Raw genomic sequence first — 24,342 nt, 5'->3', positions numbered from 1 at the left:
TCTACGGCCGTTCGCCCGCCTTGTCGACGACGGCCCGGCGCAGGACTGCCGTGTTGGCGGTGACCGTGCCCTTCTTCGCGCCGGCGTTGTCCTTGGTGGCCACCTCGCGCTCGCCGAGGAATTCGTAGGTCTTCGCGTCGAAGATCCACTCGTCCCGGAGCGGGTTGTCGGGGTCGGTGCGGGCGATGCCGATTCCGGGTCGGCCGACGGCGTCCACCACGTGCTCGACCGTCGTGACGCCGGGAATCCTGGCCACCGCTCGGAAGAGTGCCGCGCTCTGCGCGGGCGGCACGATCGCGTCGCGGAGGAGATCGCCGACCAGCACGAACATCGCCTGGCTCTGCTCCTGACCGCCGTACTTCAGGGCGGACCTGGCGAGGTAGTCGTACATCGCGTCGGCGTCGGTCGGCAGTGTCCTGACGTGGTTGTAGAAGGAGGAGACGTCCCAGCCCGCCTTGCCCGGTTTCACGTCCGGCGGGACGGAGTGCTCCCCCAGGCCCGCCTGCCGCACCAGCCCGGTGTGCAGGCCGTCCACCGACATCCACACCTCCTGCCGGTGCAGCGGATCGACCTGGGTCTTCGCGCCCGCGCCGGAGCGCGTGTACGACACCTTGCTCTCCACGTACACGAACTGGTCGTCACGGACCCTGCCGTAGGACTTCTCGTGCTCGGCCGCCAGCGCGATGTCCTCCAGGAGGGCGGCGGTGGAACGGCTCGGTGGCCGGGCGGGCGCGCCGGAGCCGGAGCCGGACGGCGGCAGGACCACGAAGGCGACGGCAGCCGCGGTGGCGACGGCGGTCGCGGCGAGCGCGGGCCGCAGCCATCGGCGCGGCCGGGCCTCGGGCTTCTCGTGCCGGATCTCGGTCATCAGACGCTCCTTGAGGAGTCGGTGACGGCCCGGCGGAAGGTCTCTCTCGGGGAGTTCCGGGAGCTGGTTCATCGCTTGTCCTCCCTCAGGGGCCCGACCGCTTCGCCGCGGTCACCTTTCATCTGTCCGTCCCGCGTGGGGAGTTCCGTGCTTTTGAGATGTTTCGCGAGCTTTGCGCGCGCCCGCGAGAGCCGCGACCGTACGGTCCCCACCGGCACCTCCAGCGCTTCGGCCGCCGCCCGGTAGTCGAGCCCGGACCACACGCACAGGGCCAGCACCTCGCGCTCGGCCCGGCGGAGGGTGGACAACGCGGTGCGTACGAGGGCCAGTTCGGCCGCGTCGTCGAGGCGGGCGGCGACCTCGTCGGCGAAGTCGCGCTCGACCTCGTCACGGGGCAGCCGGGACACGGCCGCCGCGTGTCTTCGGGCCGCGCGGCGGGTGTTGCGCGTGACGTTGGTGGCGATGCCCAGCAGCCAGGGCCGCAGCGAACCGCCCTCCTCGTCGACCTTGCCGCGCAGCCGCCAGGCGTCCAGGAAGGTCAGCGACACGATGTCCTCGGCCTGCACCCAGTCCCCCGTGAGCCGGAAGCCGTGGTTGTAGACGGAGCGTGCGTACGCGTCGAAGAGCTCGCCGAAGGCGTCGTGGTCCCCCGCGCGGATGCGTTTCCTCAACCTCGGGTTCGTATCCACACCCCTCTACCTGTCCGGACGACACAGGCCGGTTCCGGTGACCCATGTCACACGGAACCGGCCTGTGCCGAAAGGGAGTTGCGGCTTACACGCCGGCGTAGGAGTGCTTGCCGCCGACGAAGATGTTGACGCCGTAGTAGTTGAAGATCCAGCAGCCGAAGGCGATCAGGGCAAGGTAGGCGGCCTTGCGGCCCTTCCAGCCGGCCGTGGCGCGGGCGTGCAGGTAGCAGGCGTAGGCGACCCAGGTGATGAACGCCCAGGTCTCCTTCGGGTCCCAGCCCCAGTAGCGGCCCCACGCGGACTCGGCCCAGATCGAGCCCGCGATGATCGTGAACGTCCAGAGGGGGAAGACGGCCGCGTTGACGCGGTAGGAGAACTTGTCGAGGTTCGCCGAGGCGGGCAGCCGCTCCATCACGGAGGTGGCGAAGGCGCCGGGCTTGCCGCCGGCGGCGAGCTTGCTCTCGTACGAGTCCTTGAAGAGGTAGAGGAGCGTGCCCACCGCGCCCACGTAGAAGACCGCGCCGCAGATGATCGCGGTGGAGACGTGGATGTACAGCCAGTACGAGTGGAGGGCGGGAACCAACTGGTCGCTGGCGGTGTACAAGACAGTGACGGCGATACCGAGATCGAGGAGGACCGTGGTGACCAGGAACAGGCCGAGCCAGCGCACGTTCTTCTTGAGCAGCAGCAGCGTGAGGTACACGCCGACGGCGACCGTGGAGAAGGTGATGTTGAACTCGTACATGTTGCCCCAGGGCGCCCGCTCCACCGAGGCCGCGCGGGCGAGGACGCCGCTCAGCTCGACGAGGAACGCGAGCACCGTGAGGGACACGGCGATACGGCCGTAGAGGTCGCCCTGTTCGTCCCCGCCGTGTGCGCCGGGACCGTCCGGCACGTCGCGGGAGCCGGACGCGGCCCGGACGACGACCTTCGGCCGTTCCAGGACGGTGGTGCCGCCCGCGTTCTGCACGGTGACGGCGGGTGCGGCCGCCTTCTTCGCGGCGGCACCGGTCAGCGCGGCGGCCGTACGGCCGATCTTGCTGCGGCTGCCGAAGGTCCACTCGGCGATGTACGCCAGGAAGGCCAGGGTGTAGACGGCCATCGAGGAGTAGATCAGCGTGTTGCTGACGTTGGCGAGGTGTTCGTTGGTGGCGGCGGTGACATTCACTGCTGCTCAGCCCCTTCGGGGGGTACGGGGGGTTCGTCGTCGGTCTTCGTCGGGGCCCGGTCGTGCACGAGTGCCGCCAGGTCGCCGAGTTCCTCGGGGAGTTTCGCGGACTCGCTGCGGCCGAGCCCGGCCATCTCGACGACGGTGCTGCCGTCGTCGCCGGTGGTGGCGCGCACCCAGACGCGGCGGCGCTGGATGAACAGGGAGCCGGCCAGACCGAAGATCGCGGTGAGCGCGCCGGCCAGCGCCCAGTCGGTGCCGGGCTGCTGGACGACCTGGAAGCCCGCCCATTCCTTGATCTGCTTGTCGAAGGTGATCGACCCGGCGCCGTTCGGCAGGGTCATCGTCTCGCCGGGCAGCAGCTGTTGCTTGAGGATGTTGCCCTTGGAGTCCTTGAACTGCTTCAGGTTCTTGGTCTCCAGCTGGTACACGTTCTGCGGGATGCCCGCGTTGACGCCCAGGTCGCCGTGGTAGCCGGTGACATTGAGCACCGGGTAGTCGAGGCCGGGGTACTGGGAGAACATCGTGCCGCTGCTCTTGGCGTACGTCGGCACGAACACGGCGGCGAAGCCGAGCTGTTCGGCGACGCCCTGGGCGTTCTTGTAGCCGTCGAGGACCTTGATGGCGCCCTGCGAGGTGACGTTGGAGTCGATCGGCAGCATCGGCACGGCCTGGTGGAAGACCACGTTGCCCTTGCCGTCCCGGACGGTGACGACCGGGGCGTAGCCGTGACTGACCAGATAGACCTTCGAGTCGCCGATCTCCAGCGGCTCGTTGACCTTGATGGTGTGCTTCTTGGCCTTGCCGTAGGCGCCGACGCTGTAGGTGATGTCGGCCTGGAAGGTGCGCGGGGTGCCCCGGTTGGGGCCGGTGCGCTCGTAGGTGCCGACGAAGTTCTTCAGGTTGAAGCTGAAGGGGACGAGGTCGTCGTCGCTGAAGAGGTTGCCGGACTTGAAGTCGTCGTACTGGGTGAGGGTGTTGGAGAAACCGTCGCCCTCGACGATCAGCTTGTCGCCCTCGGACTTGAAGAGCTGACCCCAGGCGAACGCGATCAGCATGACGATCAGCGCGAGGTGGAAGAGGAGGTTGCCGGTCTCGCGCAGATAGCCCTTCTCGGCGGCCACGGCGTCCCCGGCGACGTGGGCGCGGAAGCGGCGCTTCTTCAACACCGTGAGGGCGACTTCGCGGACCTGCTCCGGTTCGGCGGCGGTGCGCCAAGTCGCGTAGGCGGGAAGGCGGTCGAGGCGTTTGGGGGCGCCCGGGGGACGGCCGCGGAGCTGGCCGACGAACTGCCAGGTGCGCGGGATGATGCAGCCGATGAGGGAGACGAAGAGGAGGATGTAGATCGCGCCGAACCAGGCGGAGCCGTAGACGTGGAAGAGGCCGAGCTTCTGGTAGATCGGCCCGAGCGTCTTGTGCGCGGCCTGGAACTCGGACACCTTCAGCGCGTCGGTGCCGGACTGCGGGATCAGCGAGCCGGGGACCGCGCCGAGCGACAGCAGGAACAGCAGCATCAGCGCGACCCGCATCGAGGTCAGCTGCCGCCACATCCAGCGCGCCCAGCCGAGCGCCTCACGGCCGGTCCAGGCGAGCCAGCCGCTGAGGCCGGGCTTCCGGTTGCCGCCGAAGGAGCCGGGCATGGCGGTCTCGACGGGGGCGGTGGAGAGCTGGGAACCGGCGGCGCCGAGGTCCTGCTCCTCGGCGGCGGACGAGTCGGTGGTCGTCTTGCTCATCGATCAGATCCCTACAGTGAAGCCGTCGGACCAGCTCTGCATGTCCTGCACCAGCGCGTCCCACGCGCCGGTGAGCAGCAGCACGCCGGTCACGATCATCATGGTGCCGCCGACGCGCATCACCCAGACGTAGTGGCGCTTGACCCAGCCGAAGGCACCGAGGGCCTTGCGGAACGCGACCGCGGTGAGGACGAAGGGGACACCCAGGCCGAGACAGTACGCGACGGTCAGTATGGCGCCGCGACCGGCACTGGCCTGACTCATCGAGAGGGCCTGCACGGACGCGAGGGTCGGTCCGATGCACGGGGTCCAGCCGATGCCGAACAGCGCGCCGAGCAGCGGAGCCCCTATCAACCCGGTCGTCGGCCGCTTGTGGAAGCGGAACTCACGCTGGGTCAGCCAGGGCATCAGCCCCATGAAGAACACGCCCATGGCGATCATGAGCACACCGAGCGTCTTGGACAGGACGTCCTTGTTCTCCTGCAGCGTCTGCCCGAAGTAGCCGAAGAGGGCCCCGCCGGACACGAACACGACGGTGAAGCCGAGGACGAACAGGGAGGCGCCCGCGACCATCCGGCCGCGCCGGGCGTCGCCCAGGTCGGTACCGCTGACGCCGGTGACGTAGGAGAGGTAGCCGGGGACGAGCGGGAGGACGCACGGGGAGAAGAAGGAGACGAGCCCGCCGAGCGCAGCGATCGGCAGGGCCAGCAGCAGGGCCCCGCTGAAGACCGTCTCGTTCTGGCCCGGCAGGGCGGCGGCGGTGAGCAGCACGTCAGCTCACTTCTCCGCGATGACCGGGTCGAGCATCTCGCGCAGCTTCTCCTCGCTGAGTGCCTGGAGTGCGCGCGCCGCGATCTTGCCGTCCCGGTCGATGACGATCGTGGAGGGGATGGCCTGCGGGTTGAGGGTGCCCTTCTTGAACCGGAGCATCAGCTTGCCCGTCGGGTCGTACAGGCTGGGGTAGGGGACGGCGTACTTCTTCTCGAAGGCCACGGCCGGTTCGGTGCTGGTGTCGCGGGTGTTGAGGCCGACGAACTGGACGCCCTTGCCGGCGGTGGCCTTGGCGACCTGGACGAGGTTGTCCGCCTCGGCGCGGCACGGGGAGCACCAGGAGCCCCACACGTTGACGACGACGACCTTGCCCTTGTAGTCGGCGGTGTCGAGCGTCTTGCCGTCGATGGTCTTGCCGGACAGGTCGGGGGCGGCCTGGCGGTCGCCCTTCTTGACGGTCGCGATGCCGTCGGAGCCGGTGATGAAGTTGGTGTTGCCAGAGCCTCCGGAGGTACCTCCGGAGCTGCAGGCGGAAAGCACCAACGCGGCGACGGCAACGCCGGCGGTCGACAGGACGGCGCGGCTACGGGCGCGACTGGCGGCACTCATGTGAAAAGTTTCGCATGCCCGTTCTGGGGATCTTGCGCGCCCCCCTCAAGGGCGCCCGGCGGGCGGAAACTCGCATTTCAGTCGGCGTATCAGGCGGCGTCTCCGGTAGCCGTGGAAGAGGCGGTGGGGCTCGCGGCCAGGTACGACTTCCAGCCGCCGGCCGGGGCCTGGCCGACGTCGAGGCCGCGCAGCTTGGCGAGCACCTCGGGCTTCTGCACGTCGATCCAGTCGGTGAACTGCCTGAAGGAGACCATGCGGACGTCGGCGCCCTTCTCCTTCTCCGCGGCGATGTGCTTGAAGGCCTGCTCGACGGCGTCCATGTAGATGCCGCCGTTCCAGTGCTCGAAGTGGTTGCCGACGAAGAAGGGGGCGCGGTTGGTCTCGTACGCGCGCTGGAAGCCGGAGATGTAGGCCTGCGCGGCCTGGGTACGCCAGCCCGGGTAGTTGTAGGCGGGCGCGTTGGTGGAGTTGACCGACTGGTTGGCCAGCATGTTGTAGTCCATCGAGAGGACCTCGAAGCTGTGCCCGGGGAAGGGGACGGCCTGGAGGGGGTAGTCCCAGACGCCGTTCTTCTTGTCGGGCCAGACCTGCCGGCCGCCGGGCGAGGAGGCGTCGTAGCGCCAGCCGAGCGAACGGGCGGTGGGCAGCAGCTGGTTCTGGCCCAGGAGACAGGGCGTACGGCCGCCGACGAGTTCCTTGTCGTAGTCGAAGGGCAGCGACGGCAGGTCGTGCCAGCCGGTGTTGGTGCGCCACTCCTTGACGAAGGACTTGGCCTGGTCGATCTCGCTGCGCCACTGCTGGGGCGTCCAGTTGGCGACGGTGCCGTAGCCGGAGCAGAAGTGGCCGTTGAAGTGGGTGCCTATCTCGTGGCCTTCGAGCCAGGCGCGGCGGACGTTGGTGAGGGTCGCCTTGACGTGTTCGTCGGTGAGGTAGCCGATGTCGGAGGCGCCGCGCGGGTTGTTCGGCGGGTTGTACAGGCGCTTCTTCGACTCGGGCAGCAGATAGAGGCCGGAGAGGAAGAAGGTCATGCTCGCGCCGTGCTGCTTGGCGAGGTCGAGGAAGCGCGGGAACAGTCCGTTGCCGACCTCGCCCGCACCGTCCCAGGAGAAGATCACGAACTGCGGCGGGGTCTGGCCTGCCTCCAGCGGCACGGGCTTGGCGGGCTGCTTGGGCTGGCTGCCGGTGAAGGACGTGGAGCCGTCACCGATGGGCTTGGCGCGGGGCTCCATGGACTTGCCGGGCTTGCCGGAGTGGCCCTTCCCGGAGTCGCCGAAGGGGTCCGACCCCTGCGAACCGAGCGTGCCGCACCCCGCGAGACCTACGGCTGCCGCGGCGCCGGCACCGGCTCCGAGCACTCCCCGTCGCGTGAGACTCCGCATTGCTTCCCCATCCGTCGCATCCTCTGTGGTCTACCTGTGAGAGGACGCGACGGACGGGAAAGTTCGCCAGGAACCATCTGGGTTCCGAAACAAATGTCACAGGCCTGTCTCGGCAACTGGCCCTGACGAGTGACGGAATCGTGATAGCTACGACATTCAGGCGCCGAAGGCCTTGCTCTTCCCCTTCACCGGCTTCGCGCCCGCGAGGAGATGCGCCGGGACGAGATCACGGGCCGGCTCGGTGTAGCCGACGGACACGATCTTGTCGCCGCGGTAGGTGAAGGACGTCAGCGACGCGAGCGTGCACTGCCGCTTGCGCGGGTCGTGCCACAGCCGCCGCCGCTCGACGTAGGACCGCACGATCCAGATCGGCAGCTGATGGCTGACCAGGACCGCTTCATGTCCACGGGCGGCATCCTTGGCGGCGTCGAGCGCGGCCACCATCCGCACGACCTGGTCGACATAGGGCTCGCCCCAGGACGGCCTGAACGGGTTGACGAGGTACTTCCAGTTCCCCGGCTTCTTCAGCGCGCCGTCGCCGACCCCGAAGGTCTTGCCCTGGAAGACGTTGTCGGCCTCGATGAGCCGCCCGTCGGTCGCGAGGTCGAGCCCGTGCGCCTTGGCGATCGGCGTGGCCGTCTCCTGCGCCCGCTCCAGCGGGGAGGCGACGACATGCGTGACATCGCGGGAGGAGAGGTGCTCGGCGACCCGGTCGGCCATCTGCCGCCCCAGCTCGGAGAGGTGGTAGCCGGGCAGCCGCCCGTACAACACCCCGTCGGGGTTGGCGACTTCGCCGTGCCGCATCACATGCACGACGGTGATGTCACTGGTGTTGTCGCTCATGCTGCCGTGGCCTCCGCCGCCGCTCTGGCCGCCGCCGGGAGGGCGTCGGCGATCCGCTGGATGGCCCGTTCGTCGTGGGCCGTGGAAACGAACCAGGACTCGAAGGACGAGGGGGGCAGATAGACACCCTGCGCCAGCATCGAGTGGAAGAAGGCGGTGAAGCGGTACGACTCCTGCGCCTTGGCGTCCTCGTAATTGCGCACGCTCCGGTCGGTGAAGAACACGGAGAACATGTTGGAGGCGTTCTGCAGCCGGTGCGCGACACCTTCCTTGGCGAGCGCCTCGGTGACGAGCGCCTGGATCTGCGCCGATACGGCGTCCACCGTCTCGTAGGCCGCGTCGTCGAGGAGCCGCAGCTGGGCGAGACCGGCGGCGGTGGCGACGGGGTTACCGGAGAGGGTGCCGGCCTGGTAGACGGGCCCGGCGGGAGCGAGGTGCCCCATGATGTCGGCGCGCCCGCCGAACGCGGCGGCGGGGAAACCACCGCCCATCACCTTCCCGAAGGTCATGAGATCCGGGACGACCCCGTCGATCCCGAACCACCCGGCCCGGCTGGTCCGGAACCCGGTCATGACCTCGTCGGAGATGAAGAGGGCACCGTTCTTCGAGCAGGCGTCCTTGAGCCCCTGGTTGAACCCGGGGGCGGGCGGCACGACGCCCATGTTCCCCGGCGAGGCCTCCGTAATGACGCACGCGATCTCACCGGGATGCCGGTGGAAGGCCTCGTTCACGGCTTCGAGATCGTTGTACGGCAGGACGATCGTGTCGCCGGCCTGGGCGCCGGTGACGCCGGGGGTGTCGGGCAGCGCGAAGGTGGCGACACCGGAGCCCGCGGCAGCGAGGAGCGCGTCGACGTGACCGTGATAACACCCGGCGAACTTGATGACCTTGGGGCGGCCGGTGAACCCGCGGGCGAGCCGGATCGCGGACATGGTCGCCTCGGTCCCGCTGCTGACGAGCCGCACCTGCTGCACGGGCCCGACCCGGGCGACGATCTCCTCGGCGAGCGCGACCTCGCCCTCACCGGGGGTCCCGAAGGAGGTCCCGCGCGAGACGGCGTCCTGGACGGCGGCGATCACGTCGGGCTGGGAGTGCCCGAGGATCATCGGCCCCCAGGAACAGACGAGGTCGACGTACTCGCGCCCGTCCGCGTCCGTCAGATAGGGACCGTTGCCGGACACCATGAACCGGGGCGTGCCGCCGACCGCGCGGAAGGCGCGCACCGGGGAGTTCACGCCGCCCGGTGTGACGACCGACGCACGGTCGAAAAGAGCCTGCGAGACGGGTGCTTCGTAGGGATAGGGCAGTGTGCCGGGCGACGCACTGGGCGTTCCGCTGGGCGTTGCGCTGGGCGTTTGGCTCATGACCTGCGACTTCTCCGACTTCTCGGACTCCGGGACCTCAGTTACCTCCTCAGGGTAGGCGGCGGGAGCGCGGGCACGGGCCCCCACCCATCTGCGAGACTGGGAGGTGATACACACAGATACACACAGCTCATGCGGGCGCCGGTGTACAGGGCTTGCGCAGATCCTGCGGACAGGTGTTTCAGCGCACGTTTCGGCGGGCGGCCGTGGGGGAGGTCACTGACACGATGATCGGGTTGCGCGGCTGGGGCCACGCGTCCTAGAAAAGCAGTCGGGTGGAGATATGCATCGCGGTGGCGGACTGGGCGAGGGGACTGACGATCTGGGTCCTCGGCGTGCCCGGCGGGGGAAGCACCGACGCGACGCGGAGGAGGCCGCCGAGGCGGCACGGCAGAGTGGTCCCGGATCCAGTGGATCCGCTGGATCCGGTGTGGGTTCGAATGAGTCGGATCGCGACGAACGACGTATCGAACGTCGGATCGATCAGTTGCGGGCGGGGAGCAGGAATGGTGGTCGGGTGGGGGTGACCTACAAATACTTCGGCGCGCCCGACGGCGCGACCGCGGCCCGCGTCCCGATCTCGATGCGCCCCGAGGAACTCGGCGGCGACGAGCTCGGGATGAACGGCATGTTCACCAAGATCAAGCCGGAGACGATGGCCGCGATGGTCCTCACCGGCATCGAGGGCGTCCCCCTCAACAAGGTGCCCCCGCTGGAACTGGTCGTCCTCCACCCCGACTACGCCGTCGTCAAACTCCCGATGACGGTCGTCGACCCGCTCCGCGGAATCGGCGAGGAGGCGGTCGGCGCGGCGGCGTTCATCTGGTCGACGGTGCCTGACCGGGGCGGGCCGCGGGACGCGTTCAACGTGTACCAACTGCTGCACGAGTGGCAGGACTTCAGCCATCGGTTGCATGAGGCGGGGCATCAGCCTTATTGCCTTGTGTGGCCTTGAGCGGGCTGAGGGTTCGTGGGTGATGGGCGGGGTCCTTCGGGCCTCGCCCTTTTCGGTGCCGGGGAGGGGCCGTCAGGCGGCCAGGGCGTATTGGTTTCGCTGGGGGCGCTGATGTGACCCGGGTGGCTCGCCCTCGGCTTGCGTGAAGGCGGCGTCGATCGCCTTGCGGGTGCAAGTAATCGAGTCCCGCGTGCTCCCACCCCGGGGGCATGCACACTTGTGTGGACGCAGGAACTCGCTGCCCGTCCTTCACTACGGGGATCCGCGCGTACTACAGGGATCCGCGTGCGGACCTCGGATCCGAGGTCGCTGTCGGCATTCTCCGCGATACCGCCCTGATCCAGGACTCCTGGATATTCTCGGACGGATCTTTCCCCCAGTCCTTTCGGTGGGGCATGGAGCAGGGCCCGGACCGCAAGACGGTCAGGTGCGGGCTCAGGAGGTCGCGGCCCCCAGTTGGACGGACTGCTGCCGCTCCGCCGTCGTCGATCCGGTCCCGGGGTCGTCTCCCAGAACGTTGAAGGTCGCGAGATACTCGACCGCGCCGCCGACGCGACCGACGTCCAGGTAGATGGGCAAGGTCTGATCGCCGACCTTGGCGGTCAGCCGGAGGCCAAGGCTGCTCTGGGCGCTCAGATAGTCCCCGTACTGCGCCACCCCGACGTGCTGTTTGCCGTCACTGCCGGATCCGTCGAACCCCTTGCACTGCTGCGCCGCGCCCGCCAGATCGGCCATGATTTTGTTAGCGCCGCCGCCGGCATATGAGGCCAGTCGTACCCGGACCATCACCCCGGAACGATCCTCCGCCACCGCGCTCCGCTCCACGGAGGCCACCGACTCGACAGCCCCGGTTTCGCTCAGTGCGTCGGCGACGGGCTGGCATGCGGCCTTGTCGGCCACCATGCGCACCCCACCGACAGGCCCGGACGCCGACTTCGGGACGGACACCTTCCACCCCACCGCATCACCATTAGCGATCACGGCGTGCTCCAACTGTGTACGTGTCAACGCAACCGACTTCCCACCGGGTCCACCAGTCGCGGCAACGGTCGCACCACTCGCCTTCGCGGAAGGCTTCTCTGCCTTGGAGGAGCCGTGCCCGCCACATCCCGCAGCCAACAACACCGAGCCGGCCACGATACCGGCCCGGACTATTTCCCCACGTCTGTTCGTCAACGCTCTCATCCCTTGGAAGCGCCTGCCGGTACAGCGATCAAGCATATTGTCAATCCGGATTCAATTAGTCGCCGTAAAGGCCGCAATGCCATCGAGTGCATCTTCCGCCCGACCCTCCAGCTCAGGGTCGTCGAGCAACTCTTCAAGGCGATGGACCATTTCCGCGCTGACCGCTCGGTGAATCCTTGCCAGATGTCCCATACAAGTCACAGCCAGGGCTCTGATTTGAGGGTCCGCCTCAGGTGAAATACAGTCGAGCAAAACGGCTTCTACACGCATTCGATCCGGATCATCGCAGGTCAGCCTCAGCAGAGCCCTGGTGGACAGCCCGACATCCGAACTCTGAATGTCTGCCGTCAGTGCGGCCCGCCAATTCTCCAACTCCAACTGCTTTCCATCCATCATGGAACCCCGATATCCCCCGACTTGATTCCCTTGCGCAGCGCCGCCTTCGCCTTCGCCATGCCGGGATCGGTATCTAAATCTGTTCGGACATGGCCATGGAATATCTCGTTGGTTCCGTCCTCAACGGTACAACCGCAGGGAACCTCGCCAGTCCGGTCGGTGAGGTCGTAGGTGGTCTGATGCTGGTGGAAGTTGTGGACCTCGGCCACCGTGACGGTAGTGCCGTCCGTGGTGCGGAGTTTGGTGCCAGCGGTGAGGTCGTGGGCGTTGATCCAGCGGCGGTTGGTGACGTCCCAGAAGGGGTGGTGCCAGATCGACCAACCGAAGATCAGTCACCGATGAACCAAAGAAATCTATGCGGCTTAGCCAACGCCTGGCTGGAAAAGGTTTCCAGCTCTCCCAGGAAGGCATCAAATGCGCCCCCAGTCCGCTCATGCTCCTGGATTTCGATCAGGATCCTCTCCACCTGAAGGTAATTGAAAGCAGTGTCCCCATACGGGTCAATTGAGCCCAGTAGTGGGAATTTTTTGACATCAATCCCCATGAGAACCGGATTGAACCTCTCATGGGCGAGCATCTTCGCCAGCACCTGCCCCCTACCGTTGCGGATCTCAGCAACGAGCATCACTACACCTCCTCGATCATTGAAGGTCCCTCGGGAGGCCCGGATGCATCGTTACGAGGTCTCCCATGTCCCATTCTTTGGTCGCTTGCCGCACAATGGTCAGCATAGATGTGGGAGACCCGTCGGCTTTAGTTCCGACCGTCCTTCCGGTGTCAATTATCCAACGGGCTCGTCCCGTCGCCTGCTGAACCTTTCCAATGAACCTACTCGACTGCGAGGCGAGCTTCGACAAGGCTTCCGGGGAAGAATAATCATCAGAGAAAGTTGCCCTCCCGGCATTCTCCTCCCCGCCTGCCGTGTGACGCGGGATCACATGGTCCTCAATTTGCCAATCATCGGCCTCCCCGCAGTTATGTACAAGGACCGGCGTGGTTCCCGCCATTACGTAGTACGTGTGGAGGGTACCGACGGTGAGATCGTAGGTCGTCTCGTGCTGGTGGAAGTTGTGGACTTCGGTCACCATGACGGTGGTGCCGTCGGTGGTGCGAAGTTTGGTGCCGGGGGTCAGGTCGTGGGCGTTGGTCCACCGGTGGTGGGTGGCATCCCAGAAGGGGTGGTGCCAGGTCGTGGTGATGGTCTGCCCGGCGGGTGCGTCAGCCTTTGCCTTCTGCGACGGTCCACGGACCGGGGCCGTGTCCAGGGTCAGGGTGGTGAAGTCCTTGTCCGTCGTGGTGACAATGACGTTCTGGACCTTCTCCGGAGCTGTGACGCCCGTCTGTGGGTCCGTCGCCAGGACCGTGTCGCCGACCTTGACCTTGCTGATCGGTTTGGACGAGCCGTCTGCCAAGCGGACACCGGTGCTCGGTACGAAACTGTGTGTCGCACAACTCGCGGCGTCTTCAGCCGCGTTGGCCCCCGCGCTCTCCGCCTCCGCGACCGCGTGTTCCGCCTTGACCGCGTCCTCGGCCAGTTTCGCGGCCTCCTCCGCGTCCTTGACCGCCGTATAGGCGCGGTCCAGGGAGCGCCAGACCTTGAAGGCTTCGACGCCGACCTTGATGGCCTTGAAGACCTTGCCCCAAGGGACCGCTGTAAGGGCTGTGTTGATACAGCCCATCACGTCGCCCTTGGTGAAGCAGTTGTAGGCGTCTGTCAGACCGAGGACGTCCGCGACCAGGCTGAGTAGTTGGTGCTTGAGGCCGGATGCCTGCTTCTTCGCCGCGGCGGCGGACGCGTCCGCGGTCGCCTTGGCGCGCTGTACGGCCTTGGCCTCGGCCTGCGGGTCGTAGGTCTGCTTGCTGATGTTGCCGCCGGCGGCGCCGAGCGTGTGGCCGTCGGAGCAGTGGCCCTGGTGGCAGACGGCGTGGTTCTGGCCGCCGGGGTCGACCGGGCCGGTCTCGACGTACCGGGTCGGGTTGCTCTTGCTGGTGCCGGTGCCGCCGATGGGGTAGCCGACGCCGCACTGGTCGGCCATGCACAGGCCCGACGGGTCGGACTCGGTGACCGGGGAGTCGCCGGCGTAGTCGTAAGCGTTCCAGGTCTGCGGGGAGCCGGGGTCCATGATCGGGTCGGGGCTGAGGAAGCGGCCGATGGACGGGTCGTACTCGCGGGCGCCGAGGTTGGTCAGGCCCGTGTTGTCGTCCTGGGTGCCGCCGACGTAGCCCTGTTGCCCGATCCACGTGCCGGTCTGATCGCGTGACTCGCCGAAGGGCTTGTACTGGCGGCGCGTGACCTGCTGGGTCTGGGAGTCGATCTCCAAGGTGCCGGTGCCCTGGCGGTCGGGGATCAGGTAGGTGAACTTGCCGTCGGAGGAGTGGGTGGCCACGGTCTGACCGGCGATGGAGATGTAGCGCACGCCGTCGGCGCTGGTGGCGCCTGTCTTGAGGGTGATCTCCTCGTCGCCCGTGTAGAGGGTGGTGGCGTCGGGGCTGTGGCGGATCAGCAAGCCGCCGCTGGCGTCGTACAGGTACTTCGTGTCGCCGCTGGAGCCGGTCGAGGCCAGTTCGGAGAGGTCGCCCTCGTCGTTGTAAATGAGGGTGTCAGTGCCCGCGCGGGTGGTGCGGGTGTGGACGTTGCCGTCGTCGTCGTAGGTATAGGCGTTGGTGGTGTTGGCCGTCGAGTCGGCCGGCACCACCGTGTTCACCTGGGACACCGCGTGGGCGGGACCGTTGCCCGCCGCGAACGGGGTGTACGAGGCAGTCGCGTCGTGGGAGGTGTCGCCGGTCGTGTTGTGGTCCACCTGGGAGGAGCGGGCGCCCGTGGCGTCGTAGGACCAGGACTGCCAGTACGGTGACGGGCCGCCCACCGTGCTGGAGGCTCCGGATGTGGGAGTTGCCGCGCAGGCGTCCGTGGCCGTCCAGGCGTCTTTCAGGCGCTGTGCCCAGTCGTAGTCGAAGCACTGGGTGTCGGTCGAGCCGGTCTCCAGCTGGTCGGTGATCTTCGTGACGTTGCCGGACGGCTGGTAGGAGTAGCCGGTCCTGTCGGCGATTGCGGCGCCCGACTGGGTGATGGTGGTCGAGTCCGTCAGACGCTGGGTCTGGTCGTCGTAGTTCAGGGTCTGCTGGGCGAAGTTGCCCGAGGTGCCGTAGGTGAGCTGGTAGGGCTGGTCGAACTCCGTGTAGCTGAGTTTGTCGACGTAGTCCCAGCTGTTCGTGGTGCCGCCGACAGAGGTGGGGCGGCCGTAGGCGTCGTAGTTGTACGAGACGGTCTCCTGCGGCAGCTTGACCGTCGTCGGGTCTTGGTCGGTGTAATTCTTCAGCGTTCCGGTGAGGTTGTACGTGTTCTGATGGATGTAGTTGCCGGCCAGGGCGCCTTCGGCGGCGGGGACCACGAGTTCGGTGGCCTGTGCCCAGCCGTGGCTGTCGTAGCCGAGGACCTTGTCGGTGTAGGCGGAGCCGCCCGTACCGCCCACGTAGCGGATCGACGCGGTGGGCTTGCCCTTCTTCAAGGTGTCGTACGTCCAGGCCGCCAGCTCGTTCGTCGTCGACTGCACGGCGCCGCCCGTGGTGTCGAACTCGGCCTTCTTGCGGCCCATTTCGTCGTACGTGTCGCTGATGGTCTTGCCGCGTGCGTCGGTCGTGGTCAGCAGCTGGCCGGCGTTGTCGTACGTCGAGCTGGAGGAACCGGTGTCGGGGTCGGTCTGGGAGGTGCGGCGGCCGAGCAGGTCGTAGCCGTTGGACCAGGTGTGGCCCTGACCGTCGTCCTCGCCGGTCTGGTGGCCGGCTGCGTCGTAGGAGTAGGTGACGGTGTCCGCGGCACCGGTGGCTGTGGTGCCGTGGTAGCGCAGCAGTTTGACCAGTTGGTCGCGGGCGTCGGTATACGTGGTGGTGGGTGTGGCGCCGAAGGGCGTGGTCCCGGCGGACGGGGTGACGTCGACCCGGTCGGCGCCGGGGTAGGCGGTGGTGGTGCGCCAGGTCTCGGACGCGAAGTGGTAGGCGATCGAGGCGGTCACCCGGCCCGCGCCGTCGTAGAACGTGCCGGTCTGGGACGGGGTCTGATTGTCGGGCGCGTCGACCAGAGTGCCGGACGGGGCGCCGGTGTTGTAGTACGCGTCGGAGGAGCTGACCGCCCAACCGTGCGAGTCATAGACGGTGTCGGTGATCGTACGGCCGCCGTCGACGGTCGCCGTCTGCGTTTCACGCGGGCGCAGCATCGCGTCGTAGATCGAGATGGAGGTGTGGTAGGCGTTGTCGTCGGTGAGGGTCTGGGTGGTGACCGTGGACGGCACCGACGGCGAGAGGTTGTAGCTGTACTTGATGTTCGGGTTGTTGTCGGTGGGGAAGCCCGGGCTCCACACCGCGCTCAGGCGGCCCAGCGGGTCGTAGGTGCTGGTGGTGGAGTATCCGGCCGCGTCCGTGGTCTTCAGGTCCAGGCCGCGGGCCGGGTCCAGAGTGGTCGTGGTGATGAAGCCGGCGGTCTGGCCGGTGACCTTGGGCTGGGTGACCGTGATGGAGGTCGGGTTGGTGCCGGTCGCCGGGGTGTAGGCGGTGCTTGTGACACGGCCGTCGGCGTCGGTCTCGGTGAGTTCGCGGCCGTAGGAGTCGTAGGTGTTCTTCAGCGCCGTGATGTAGTGCGGGGTGCCGTCGTCGGCGACCGTGTCGGCCTTCTGGACCATCGTGACGTCGCCCTTGGTGGGCGTGGCGGTGTTGTCCGTGGAGCCGTCGAAGAACGTGAGGTCGTCGCTGAGCACGTCGTGCGGATATTTCGGGGTGGCGGAGCAGGAGACGGCGACTTCTTGGACCCTGCGTGGGATCGGCAGCAGGTTGCCGGAGGTGTCCGTCGCGTACCAGGTGCGGGTGCACTTGTCGTCAGTTGATGTCGCGGTGTCGCCCTGGTCGTCCACGGCCTTGGGCAGACCTGTGGCACCGTCGATCGAGTAGTCGATCTCGGTCGTGCGCTTGGTGCCGTCCGCCTTGGTGGTGACGGTGCGGGCCCGCTGGATGTTGGTGCGGCGGGCGACCAGCGGGTCCAGGCCAGCCTTCGTACGGGACTGGGTGGCCGTCGCCGCCGAGCTCCAGGGGTCGGTGACACCGTCCGAGAGCAGCGCGCCGCCGGCACCGTTGTAGGTCTGCGCCTCGAAGGTCTGGCCGGCCAGCCAGTCGGAGTCCTTCTGCGGATCGTCGTTGGCCGTGTCGTTGAGGGTGACACTGCGAGTGCCGCTTGAGGTCTTGTCGCCGTCCATGCCACGGAAGAACGTCTCCCGGGACAGCGTGATCTGCGCAGGCGCCGTGCCGGTGCGGGTCTCGACCGTGCCGTAGCCACGCCACTGGTTCCAGGTGCGGTACTTGGCCTGGGTCAGCGGGTCGTCGTTGTAGTGCCAGGCCGGGTCGCCGACGTAGTTGTACGAGGTCTGGACCGGGAGCCCGCCAGCGGTGGGGTCCTGTGTCGTCACCGAGTTGACGAGGAACTTGTTGAACCAGTCCAGCTGCGGCGAGGTCTGGCCCGGCGGTGTCCAGTACTGCGGATAGCAGCGGAGGGTGTTGTTGTCCTCGCTCGACGGGAGTACTGCCGTGCCCGTGCGGTGGCATTGGGGGCCGGTGTAGTTGACCGTGACCACTTCGCCGGACTCGGTGGTGACCGTGGTCATCCGGTAGCGGGTGATCGGTTGGTAGCCGTCGAGACCGTCCACACGGTTGGCGAGCGCCTGTCCGGCGAACTTCACCGGCGGCAGGTCCAGGCTTCCGCCGTCCTTGCCGGTGTGGACGATCTGGCTCAGCCACAACGACGGGGTGGTGGTGTCCCCGGTCGACGGGAAAGTCTGGGTCAGTGTCCAGGCGTCGACGTTCTGGTAGGCGGTGCCGACCAGGGCCTGGGTGCGAATGCCCGTCAGACGCTGGGTGGTGAAGAAGGCCGGGCCGTGGTTGTTGCAGGTGCCTGTGGAAGCGCAGGTCTGGTCGACAGGGACGTCGGGCCAGTGCGAGGCGTTGGCCGTCGTCATCTTCGACGTGGCGCAGTCGAAGCTGGAGTCGGCCAGGCAGCGCTCGGAGGTGTCGAAGAAGACCTGGGCGGCGGCCTGGGCAGTGGTGTCGTAGACCTTGCCTGCCAACTGCCCGTACTGGATCTTGGACAGGTAGCCGCCGCGGGCGTACGTGGTCGGGGTGGTGGCGTTGTCCCGGCCGTAGTAGCCGGTCTCGGGCGTGTACCAGTAGCTGATGGCGTTGCCGTGCGGGTCGACGGTGTAGTCGAGGTTCCAGCGGTAGCCCTGCTGGCACCAGGAGTCGGCGAAGGTGGCGGCGTGGCAAGGCTCGGTGGCGTCATTGCCGTAAACAGGCGTGGTGAACACCGAGTTGGTGGTCGCGTTGCCCGTGGCCCAGCCGGGCAGCCGGTTCTTGCCGAAGTAGTACTGCGTACCGTCGGCGGTGGTGACGACGAAGTACTCGTTGTCGTTGTCACCGTTGACCGTGTCGGTCTTGACCTCGATCTTCTCGCCGCTGTCGCCCTGCGGGTGCCAGGTGTTGGTGGTGTCGTCGTGGACGAGCGTGTTGGACGAGCCGTTCAACGACAGAGTGAGCGAGTCGACGTCGTCCGACCAGCACTCGTCCGAGGTCTTGGGGGAGCCGCCCGCCGTGTCGTCGGAGCAGGAGGCGTAGCTGCGTTCGACGAAGCCGGGCGAGTAGTCCCAGCCGTCGCCGATCCAGGAGGACTGCGCGTTCGTCGAGGAGGTGCGCCCGTCCACGGTCTGCGAGCTGTAGTCGAGGGACACGCTCGGGGCCAGGCTGCCGGGAACGTCCGGCACCGAGATGGGGTACGAGTAGCTGAAGGCACCGGTCGAGCCGCCGGCCGTCCACTGGCCGGACGGGGCCAGGGAGGTGGCCGCGTAGCTGCCGCCGCCGCCCGCAGCGGCGGCCTCCGCCGCGAGCACCATCGGCTGTGCCGTGGTGGTGGCGGGGAGTGCCACCTCGGCCGAGACCGTCTGCGTCTTGGCGTCGTTCGTCGAGGCCAGCGGGGTCTGCTTGCGGCAGGCGGCGGCTTGCGGGGTGGTCAGGGCGCACGCCGGCAACTGGACGAGGCGCAGTCGGCCGGCCCAGTCGCCGCCGTAGGCGTCCTTGAACGCCGAGTAGTCCAGGCCCACTTGGGCGGTCCCACCTGAAGTGGTGCCGTCCGGCTGCACGGTGAGAACGACGCCGTTCAGAGCGAGCTTCTGTGCGGCCGTCTGCCCCGGCAGCGACACGTGGACGCGGGTGCCTGCGCCCACCCGATGCGCGCTCTTCGCCGCCGCAACCGTCACGGGGAGGCCGTCGGCTCGCTTGGCAGCGCCGCCACGTGCGGGAACCGCCACGTCGGCCGCCCCCTTGGCGGGCCAGGTCCTGTGGGCGTGGGCGGCGCTCCAGCGCGCCATCTGCGGCACCTTCGCGGCCTTGCCCTTGACCGGCGAGACCGGAACCGACGGTTCCTTCTTCGCCTTCACGAGGTAATCCGCGTGCTGTCCGGCCGCGAGCGCGTCCGCTGGCGAGATAAACCCGACTAGCAGACCGAGCACACCGATTGCGACGATCCACAAAGCGGGCACCCTGCGTATCCGCATGGTCTTTCTGTAAATCCGCCAACGTGAATTGCGACGCACTCCGGACCCCCCATTCCAGCACGGCTGTCGAGGGCCTATTGGATCAGATCAAAGACGCCCCTCACAGGGCCTCCACATGTTCAAAAGGTATAGAGATCGCCACGCATCGCCCTCTGTTCGACCAAAACTTGAGGTCAAATCCGTCAGCTTCCCTATGAATTGGGTCGATTGCTTAACAACGGTGTCAACCAGTTCACCAGACAGCAAAGTTGCACACTTCATCTACACGCCCGGTGAAGCCATACCGTGGCGCATTCCTTCCTGGGACTGTTGTCGCCTTGCTGTGCTTGCGGGTAGCCTCCCTCGCGCCCATAGGCGCTTTTCACTCGGACTAAAATTGGGGGGCAGATGTCCGACCGTTTCCGCCGATTTTCCACCGGCGGCCCATTCAGAAAGAGCCCGCGAATACCGGGCAGATTCCTGGTTCTTGCCACCGTCAGCGCGCTCTGCCTGGCACCGCTCGCCGCTCAGTCGGCCGCCGCGGACTCCGGACCGGGCTCCGTCGCAGATGTCAACACCGGTCGACCGGACCTGACGCCGGCGCCCACGGATGGCACGAAGGCACCGGATCCGACCGGCTCCTTGCGCCCGACTGATGACGACAGCGGGCTGACAACGGCCGAGGAGTCGGCACTGTCCAGCGCGCAGAAGCAGGCAGCGGCGACCGGCGAGCCGGTCCGGGTCGACGCCCTGACCACCGAAACGGCCACCACGACGGCGAACCCCTCCGGCACCGTCACCTACGACTCCAGCCTGCTGCCCGTACGTGTACGCAAGTCACACCGCTGGGTCCCGGTCGACGCCACGTTGAAGCGAAACACCGACGGCACCTGGAGCCCCACGGCCGCGGCCGAACCGCTCGCCTTCTCCGGCGGTGGATCCACCCCTCTCGCCACCATGGCCGAGGGCAAAGCATCCCTCGCCCTGTCCTGGCCGCAGGCTCTGCCGACCCCACACGCCTCCGGCGCGAGCCTGACCTACCCGGACGTGTTGCCGGACGTGGACCTCCGGGTCACCGCGGACACTCAGGGCGGCTGGTCGCAGGTCCTCGTCGTCAACAACGCGCAAGCCGCTACCGACCCCGCGCTCGCCCAACTCACCCTCACCACCCAGGCGAAGGGCGTCAGCGTCACCGACGACGGTCACGGCAACCTCGCCGCGACCACACCGGACGGCAAGGTGCTCTTCAGCGCCCCGCAGCCGGCCATGTGGGACTCCAGCGGCATCGACGCGGCGCACACCGCCCCGGAATCGGGTCCCGCCCCCAAGGCCCGAGTGGCCCGCGTCCAGGGCCGCCTGCGCGGCCGGACGTTGTCCCTCGTCCCCGACGCCAAGCTGCTCGGCGACGCGCACACCAAGTTCCCGGTCTTCATCGATCCGACCTGGAATCCGCACTACGCCAGCGGCGCCAAGCAGCACTACGTCGAGATCCAGGCAGGCTGCCCCACGGCGAAGAACTACGACTCCACCCAGTACGGAGACCCCGGCGTCGGCTACAACAGTTGGTCGGGCTGTATCGGTCTTGAGCGCGCCTACTACCAGCTTGCCGTGCCTTCGGGCATCTGGGGCTCTCACGTCGTCTCGGCCACGGTGGACGCGAAGGAGAACTACTCCGCCAGTTGCAGTCTCTCCTCGGACGTCTACCTCTACTGGTCCGGCGCGATCAGCTCCGGAACCACCTGGAACACCAGACCGGCCCTGAGCGGCAAACTGGCCACCAAGAGTTTCGGCCCGGCCTGCACCAGCGAGCCCTCCGGCGGCTTCTCGGTGACCTCCACGATCGCCAAGGGCGCCGCCGCGCACTGGACGAGCTGGACCTTCGCCCTGATCAACAGTCAAAGCGCCAGCGGTGACGGCAACTACTTCAAGCGCTTCGCCAACAACCCGTCGATGTCCATCACCTACAACCACGTGCCCAACAAACCAGGCACCCTGGCCACCAAAGTCGGCTCCACCTCGCTCGGCTGCGGCACCGCCGCCCCCTACCCCATCGTCGGCAAGACCCTGGCCACCACCCCGCCCACGCTCAACGCCACCGTCAGCGACACCGACAAGGACGCCCTGGCCGCCACCTACTCGTACTGGGTCGGCAGCGGCACGGCCACCACAACGGCCAGCGCCACCGTCGCCAGCGGCGCCACCGCACCCAAACAGCTGCCCTCGACGTTCATGAGCGGCCTGGCCGACGGCAGCGTGGTCAGCTGGAAGGTCACCTCGACGGACGGCGAGGACACCTCCGCCGTCTCGGCCACCTGCCACTTCACCGTCGACCTGCACAGCCCGGCCCAGCCGACCGTCAAAACCGCGGACAACCTCTATCCGGAAGACTCCGCGGGCATAACCGCCGCCGGCACCGCGGGCAAGTTCACACTCTCGGTAAATCCCGGTACCAACGGCAACAACGCCGCCAAGTTCCTCTACGGCCTGGACGCCGCTCCACCTACCTCCAACACTCCGGCCGCGCAGACGGTGACGGCCAGCAGCAACGCCGCCACGATCACCGTGACCCCGGCCGCACCCGGTACGCACACCCTCTACGTCTACGCCGTGGACTCCGCCGGCAACGTCTCCTCCCAGCAGCAGTACGAGTTCACCGCCATCGGGCACGCCACGAAGACCTACACCAGCCTGTCGGCAGCCTTCAACAACACCGCCACCACCGACGACAGCAACCGCACCACCGCCGACGTCGACGGAGTGGGCGGCTCCCTCTCCCTCCAGACCCTCAAGGCAGCCGGCTGGCAGCCCGGCGGCAAGATCACCGTGGACGGCGCCACCTTCACCCTGCCCAACTGGGGTGCCAGCACCGGCGACAACGTGCTCGCCGCCAACCAGACCATCCAGATGAACGGCACCAGCGGCCAGGCCCTCGTCTTCCTCGGCTATTCCACTTACGGATCCGTCGGCTCCCAGCACCAGGACGGCGACACGACCAGTCCCGTTGTTCCCGACAACACCAACACATCCGCCACCAACTGCAGCCTGGGCAACGGCACCTACGAAGACTGCACCACTCCAAAGGGATCCATCACCTACGGAGACGGCACCTCACAGCCCTACTACCTGACCATGCCCGACTGGGTGGACGGCCCCGACACCCTGGCCGCCATCACCCTTCCCTACCGCAACATCCCCACCGCCCAGATCACCCACAGCACCAACATCTACGCCTTCGCCGTCCCGCTGAGGGCCGGCGCCACCGTCAGCTCGGTCAGCCTGCCCGACCTGGCCGACGCCGCACGCAGGTACGTGCCGGGGATGCACATCATCGGCATGTCCGTCCGCGACACCACCACCGCGGCCAACAGCGCTTCCTGGACTGGCAGTTGGAGCTCGCCCACCGAAGAGCGGTTCCAGTTCTCCTCCATGGGAGCCTTCAGCAACCAGACCTTCCGCGAGGTCAGCCAGATAAGCGCCGGCGGCGACCACGTGCGGCTACGCCTGTCCAACGCCCTGGGTACCGACCCGCTGACCTTCGACCACGTCACCGTCGCCCCGTACAGCAGCGGCGCGGCTACCGCCTCCACACCCGTGGACGTCACCTTCGGCGGAGCCAAATCGGTGGTCATCCCGGAGGGCGGCGAACTCTACAGCGACCCGATCTCCATGACGGTCGCCCCCGGCGGAGTGATCACAACCAGCATCCACCTGGTGAACCAGGTGAGCTACCTCGTCATGCACCCGTGGGCAGCCACCGACTCAGTCGGTTACGTCAGCGCTGTCGGCAGCGGCGACCACACCACGGACACGGCCAACACGGCGTTTACCGGCACCGGCACGATCGCGGGCCGCTCCACCGACATCCTCACCGGAGTCGACGTCACCACCACCGACCACCAGCCCACCGTCTCCGTGCTCGGCGACGGCCTCATCAACACCCGCACCACAGGCAACACGGCGGGCTACAGCACCCCGCGCTACAACCAGTATCTGGCGAACCGCCTGATTACCAACACCGACGGCGTACCGGTCTACGGCGTCGAGAACGCCGGCATCGAGAACAACTACCTGGGAACCGACCAGGGCGCAGGCGCGGGCGGTCGCGCGGCACTCACGCGCCTGGACCGGGACGTCCTGTCCGTACCCGGCATCCGCACAGTCGTGGTCACACAAGGCTTGGAGGACATCGTCGCCGGCCACGACGACGTCGACATCGACAGCGCCCTCGGACTGTTGCGGGACCAGCTCAAGGGCTGGGGCATCAAGGTCATCTTCACCACCCTGACACCCTGCGACGGCAACAGCGCCTGCACGGCGGCAGTCGACCAGAACCGCATCGACACCAACACCTGGATCACCGACCAACTCGACTTCACCTCGCCCACGGTTAGTTATGTGGACGCGGAAGCGGTCGTGGCGGTCACGGACACAGCGAGTACGGCGGACCCGCAAGCCCTCAAGCTGGGCAATGACGCGGCCCCGGCGGACTTCGACTCCGGCGACCACGTCAACCTGACCTCGGATGGCTACAGCACTATCAGCAACGCCTACGACCTGACCTCACTTGGGCCAGACGCATAGCGTGGCGACAGCGGCCGGGTGCGCCACAGCAATTGCTGTGGCGCACCCGGCTCTCCGGGTCGAGCGGGCGGACCAGTCGCCGAAGTGCAGCCCAGTCGGCATAGAGGGCACATCCAGGGCACATGAGCCTGGGAAACGGCGTAGACCAGTGAGAACTACCGAGAGACGTTTCCCCTGGTCAGCGCACACATCACCAAGGAACCCCAGGTCAGCACCCTCCCGCCCTCAATCGCTGC

At 67.5% G+C, this 24,342-nt stretch carries 16 protein-coding genes; 2 read left to right on the top strand and 14 right to left on the bottom strand.

The genetic code is table 11. The features are described from left to right. Position 1 precedes the first annotated feature (1 nt). From ACIBJH_RS22990 to hemL, 9 genes are all read right to left on the bottom strand, one after another. Positions 2-940, bottom strand: coding sequence for a CU044_5270 family protein (locus ACIBJH_RS22990; protein ID WP_399118721.1), 939 nt, complete (start codon positions 938-940; stop codon positions 2-4). Further along, positions 937-1,539 (bottom strand): RNA polymerase sigma factor, encoded by a 603-nt coding sequence (locus ACIBJH_RS22985; RefSeq protein ID WP_399118719.1) that lies wholly within the window; start codon positions 1,537-1,539, stop codon positions 937-939. The genes ACIBJH_RS22990 and ACIBJH_RS22985 overlap by 4 nt, the downstream gene beginning before the upstream one ends. A 103-nt stretch (positions 1,540-1,642) precedes the next feature. Further along, positions 1,643-2,725, bottom strand: a complete 1,083-nt coding sequence (ccsB, locus tag ACIBJH_RS22980; RefSeq protein WP_399118718.1) for a c-type cytochrome biogenesis protein CcsB — start codon at positions 2,723-2,725, stop codon at positions 1,643-1,645. Continuing rightward, complete coding sequence (locus tag ACIBJH_RS22975; protein ID WP_399118717.1) at positions 2,722-4,458, bottom strand: cytochrome c biogenesis protein ResB; 1,737 nt, start codon at positions 4,456-4,458, stop codon at positions 2,722-2,724. The genes ccsB and ACIBJH_RS22975 overlap by 4 nt, the downstream gene beginning before the upstream one ends. A 3-nt stretch (positions 4,459-4,461) precedes the next feature. Then, complete coding sequence (locus ACIBJH_RS22970; protein WP_399118716.1) at positions 4,462-5,229, bottom strand: cytochrome c biogenesis CcdA family protein; 768 nt, start codon at positions 5,227-5,229, stop codon at positions 4,462-4,464. 6 nt (positions 5,230-5,235) lie between these two features. Next, the gene (locus ACIBJH_RS22965; RefSeq protein ID WP_399118715.1) at positions 5,236-5,838 is read right to left on the bottom strand and encodes a TlpA family protein disulfide reductase; all 603 of its coding nucleotides are present in this window, start codon (positions 5,836-5,838) and stop codon (positions 5,236-5,238) included. An 89-nt stretch (positions 5,839-5,927) separates the two neighbouring features. Next, entirely contained in the window at positions 5,928-7,217 is a 1,290-nt protein-coding gene (locus tag ACIBJH_RS22960) for a hypothetical protein (protein ID WP_399118714.1), read from the bottom strand. Between the two features lie 156 nt (positions 7,218-7,373). Continuing rightward, positions 7,374-8,060 carry a histidine phosphatase family protein gene (locus tag ACIBJH_RS22955; protein WP_399118713.1) on the bottom strand — a complete coding sequence of 229 codons (687 nt, stop codon included), beginning with the start codon at positions 8,058-8,060 and terminating at the stop codon, positions 7,374-7,376. Next, positions 8,057-9,424, bottom strand: coding sequence for a glutamate-1-semialdehyde 2,1-aminomutase (hemL, locus tag ACIBJH_RS22950; RefSeq protein ID WP_399118712.1), 1,368 nt, complete (start codon positions 9,422-9,424; stop codon positions 8,057-8,059). The genes ACIBJH_RS22955 and hemL overlap by 4 nt, the downstream gene beginning before the upstream one ends. A 283-nt stretch (positions 9,425-9,707) precedes the next feature. Between hemL and ACIBJH_RS22945 the strand changes: the two genes are divergently transcribed. Continuing rightward, complete coding sequence (locus ACIBJH_RS22945) at positions 9,708-10,379, top strand: hypothetical protein (protein ID WP_399118711.1); 672 nt, start codon at positions 9,708-9,710, stop codon at positions 10,377-10,379. Positions 10,380-10,814: 435 nt separating this feature from the next. Here the strand turns inward: ACIBJH_RS22945 and ACIBJH_RS22940 are convergent, their stop codons facing one another. From ACIBJH_RS22940 to ACIBJH_RS22920, 5 genes are all read right to left on the bottom strand, one after another. Next, positions 10,815-11,282, bottom strand: coding sequence for a hypothetical protein (locus tag ACIBJH_RS22940; RefSeq protein ID WP_399118710.1), 468 nt, complete (start codon positions 11,280-11,282; stop codon positions 10,815-10,817). Positions 11,283-11,615: 333 nt separating this feature from the next. Further along, positions 11,616-11,960, bottom strand: coding sequence for a hypothetical protein (locus tag ACIBJH_RS22935; protein ID WP_399118709.1), 345 nt, complete (start codon positions 11,958-11,960; stop codon positions 11,616-11,618). Next, the gene (locus ACIBJH_RS22930; RefSeq protein ID WP_399118708.1) at positions 11,957-12,169 is read right to left on the bottom strand and encodes a hypothetical protein; all 213 of its coding nucleotides are present in this window, start codon (positions 12,167-12,169) and stop codon (positions 11,957-11,959) included. The genes ACIBJH_RS22935 and ACIBJH_RS22930 overlap by 4 nt, the downstream gene beginning before the upstream one ends. Before the next feature lie 119 nt (positions 12,170-12,288). Next, positions 12,289-12,585: a hypothetical protein gene (locus ACIBJH_RS22925; RefSeq protein ID WP_399118707.1), complete on the bottom strand. Its 297-nt coding sequence runs from the start codon at positions 12,583-12,585 to the stop codon at positions 12,289-12,291. A gap of 16 nt (positions 12,586-12,601) precedes the next feature. Beyond that, a complete protein-coding gene (locus tag ACIBJH_RS22920) occupies positions 12,602-19,429 on the bottom strand; it encodes an RHS repeat-associated core domain-containing protein (RefSeq protein ID WP_399118706.1) in 6,828 nt (2,275 codons plus the stop codon). A 738-nt stretch (positions 19,430-20,167) separates the two neighbouring features. Here ACIBJH_RS22920 and ACIBJH_RS22915 point away from each other — a divergent pair. Then, on the top strand, positions 20,168-24,106 hold the full coding sequence (locus ACIBJH_RS22915) for a hypothetical protein (protein WP_399118705.1): 3,939 nt from the start codon (positions 20,168-20,170) through the stop codon (positions 24,104-24,106). The last annotated feature ends 236 nt before the right edge of the window (positions 24,107-24,342 follow it).

The sequence above is a fragment of the Streptomyces sp. NPDC050548 genome (assembly GCF_044457385.1).
Taxonomy (GTDB): domain Bacteria; phylum Actinomycetota; class Actinomycetes; order Streptomycetales; family Streptomycetaceae; genus Streptomyces.
Note: the sequence above shows the minus strand (reverse complement) of the source record. Positions and strands in the feature narration are given on the sequence as shown.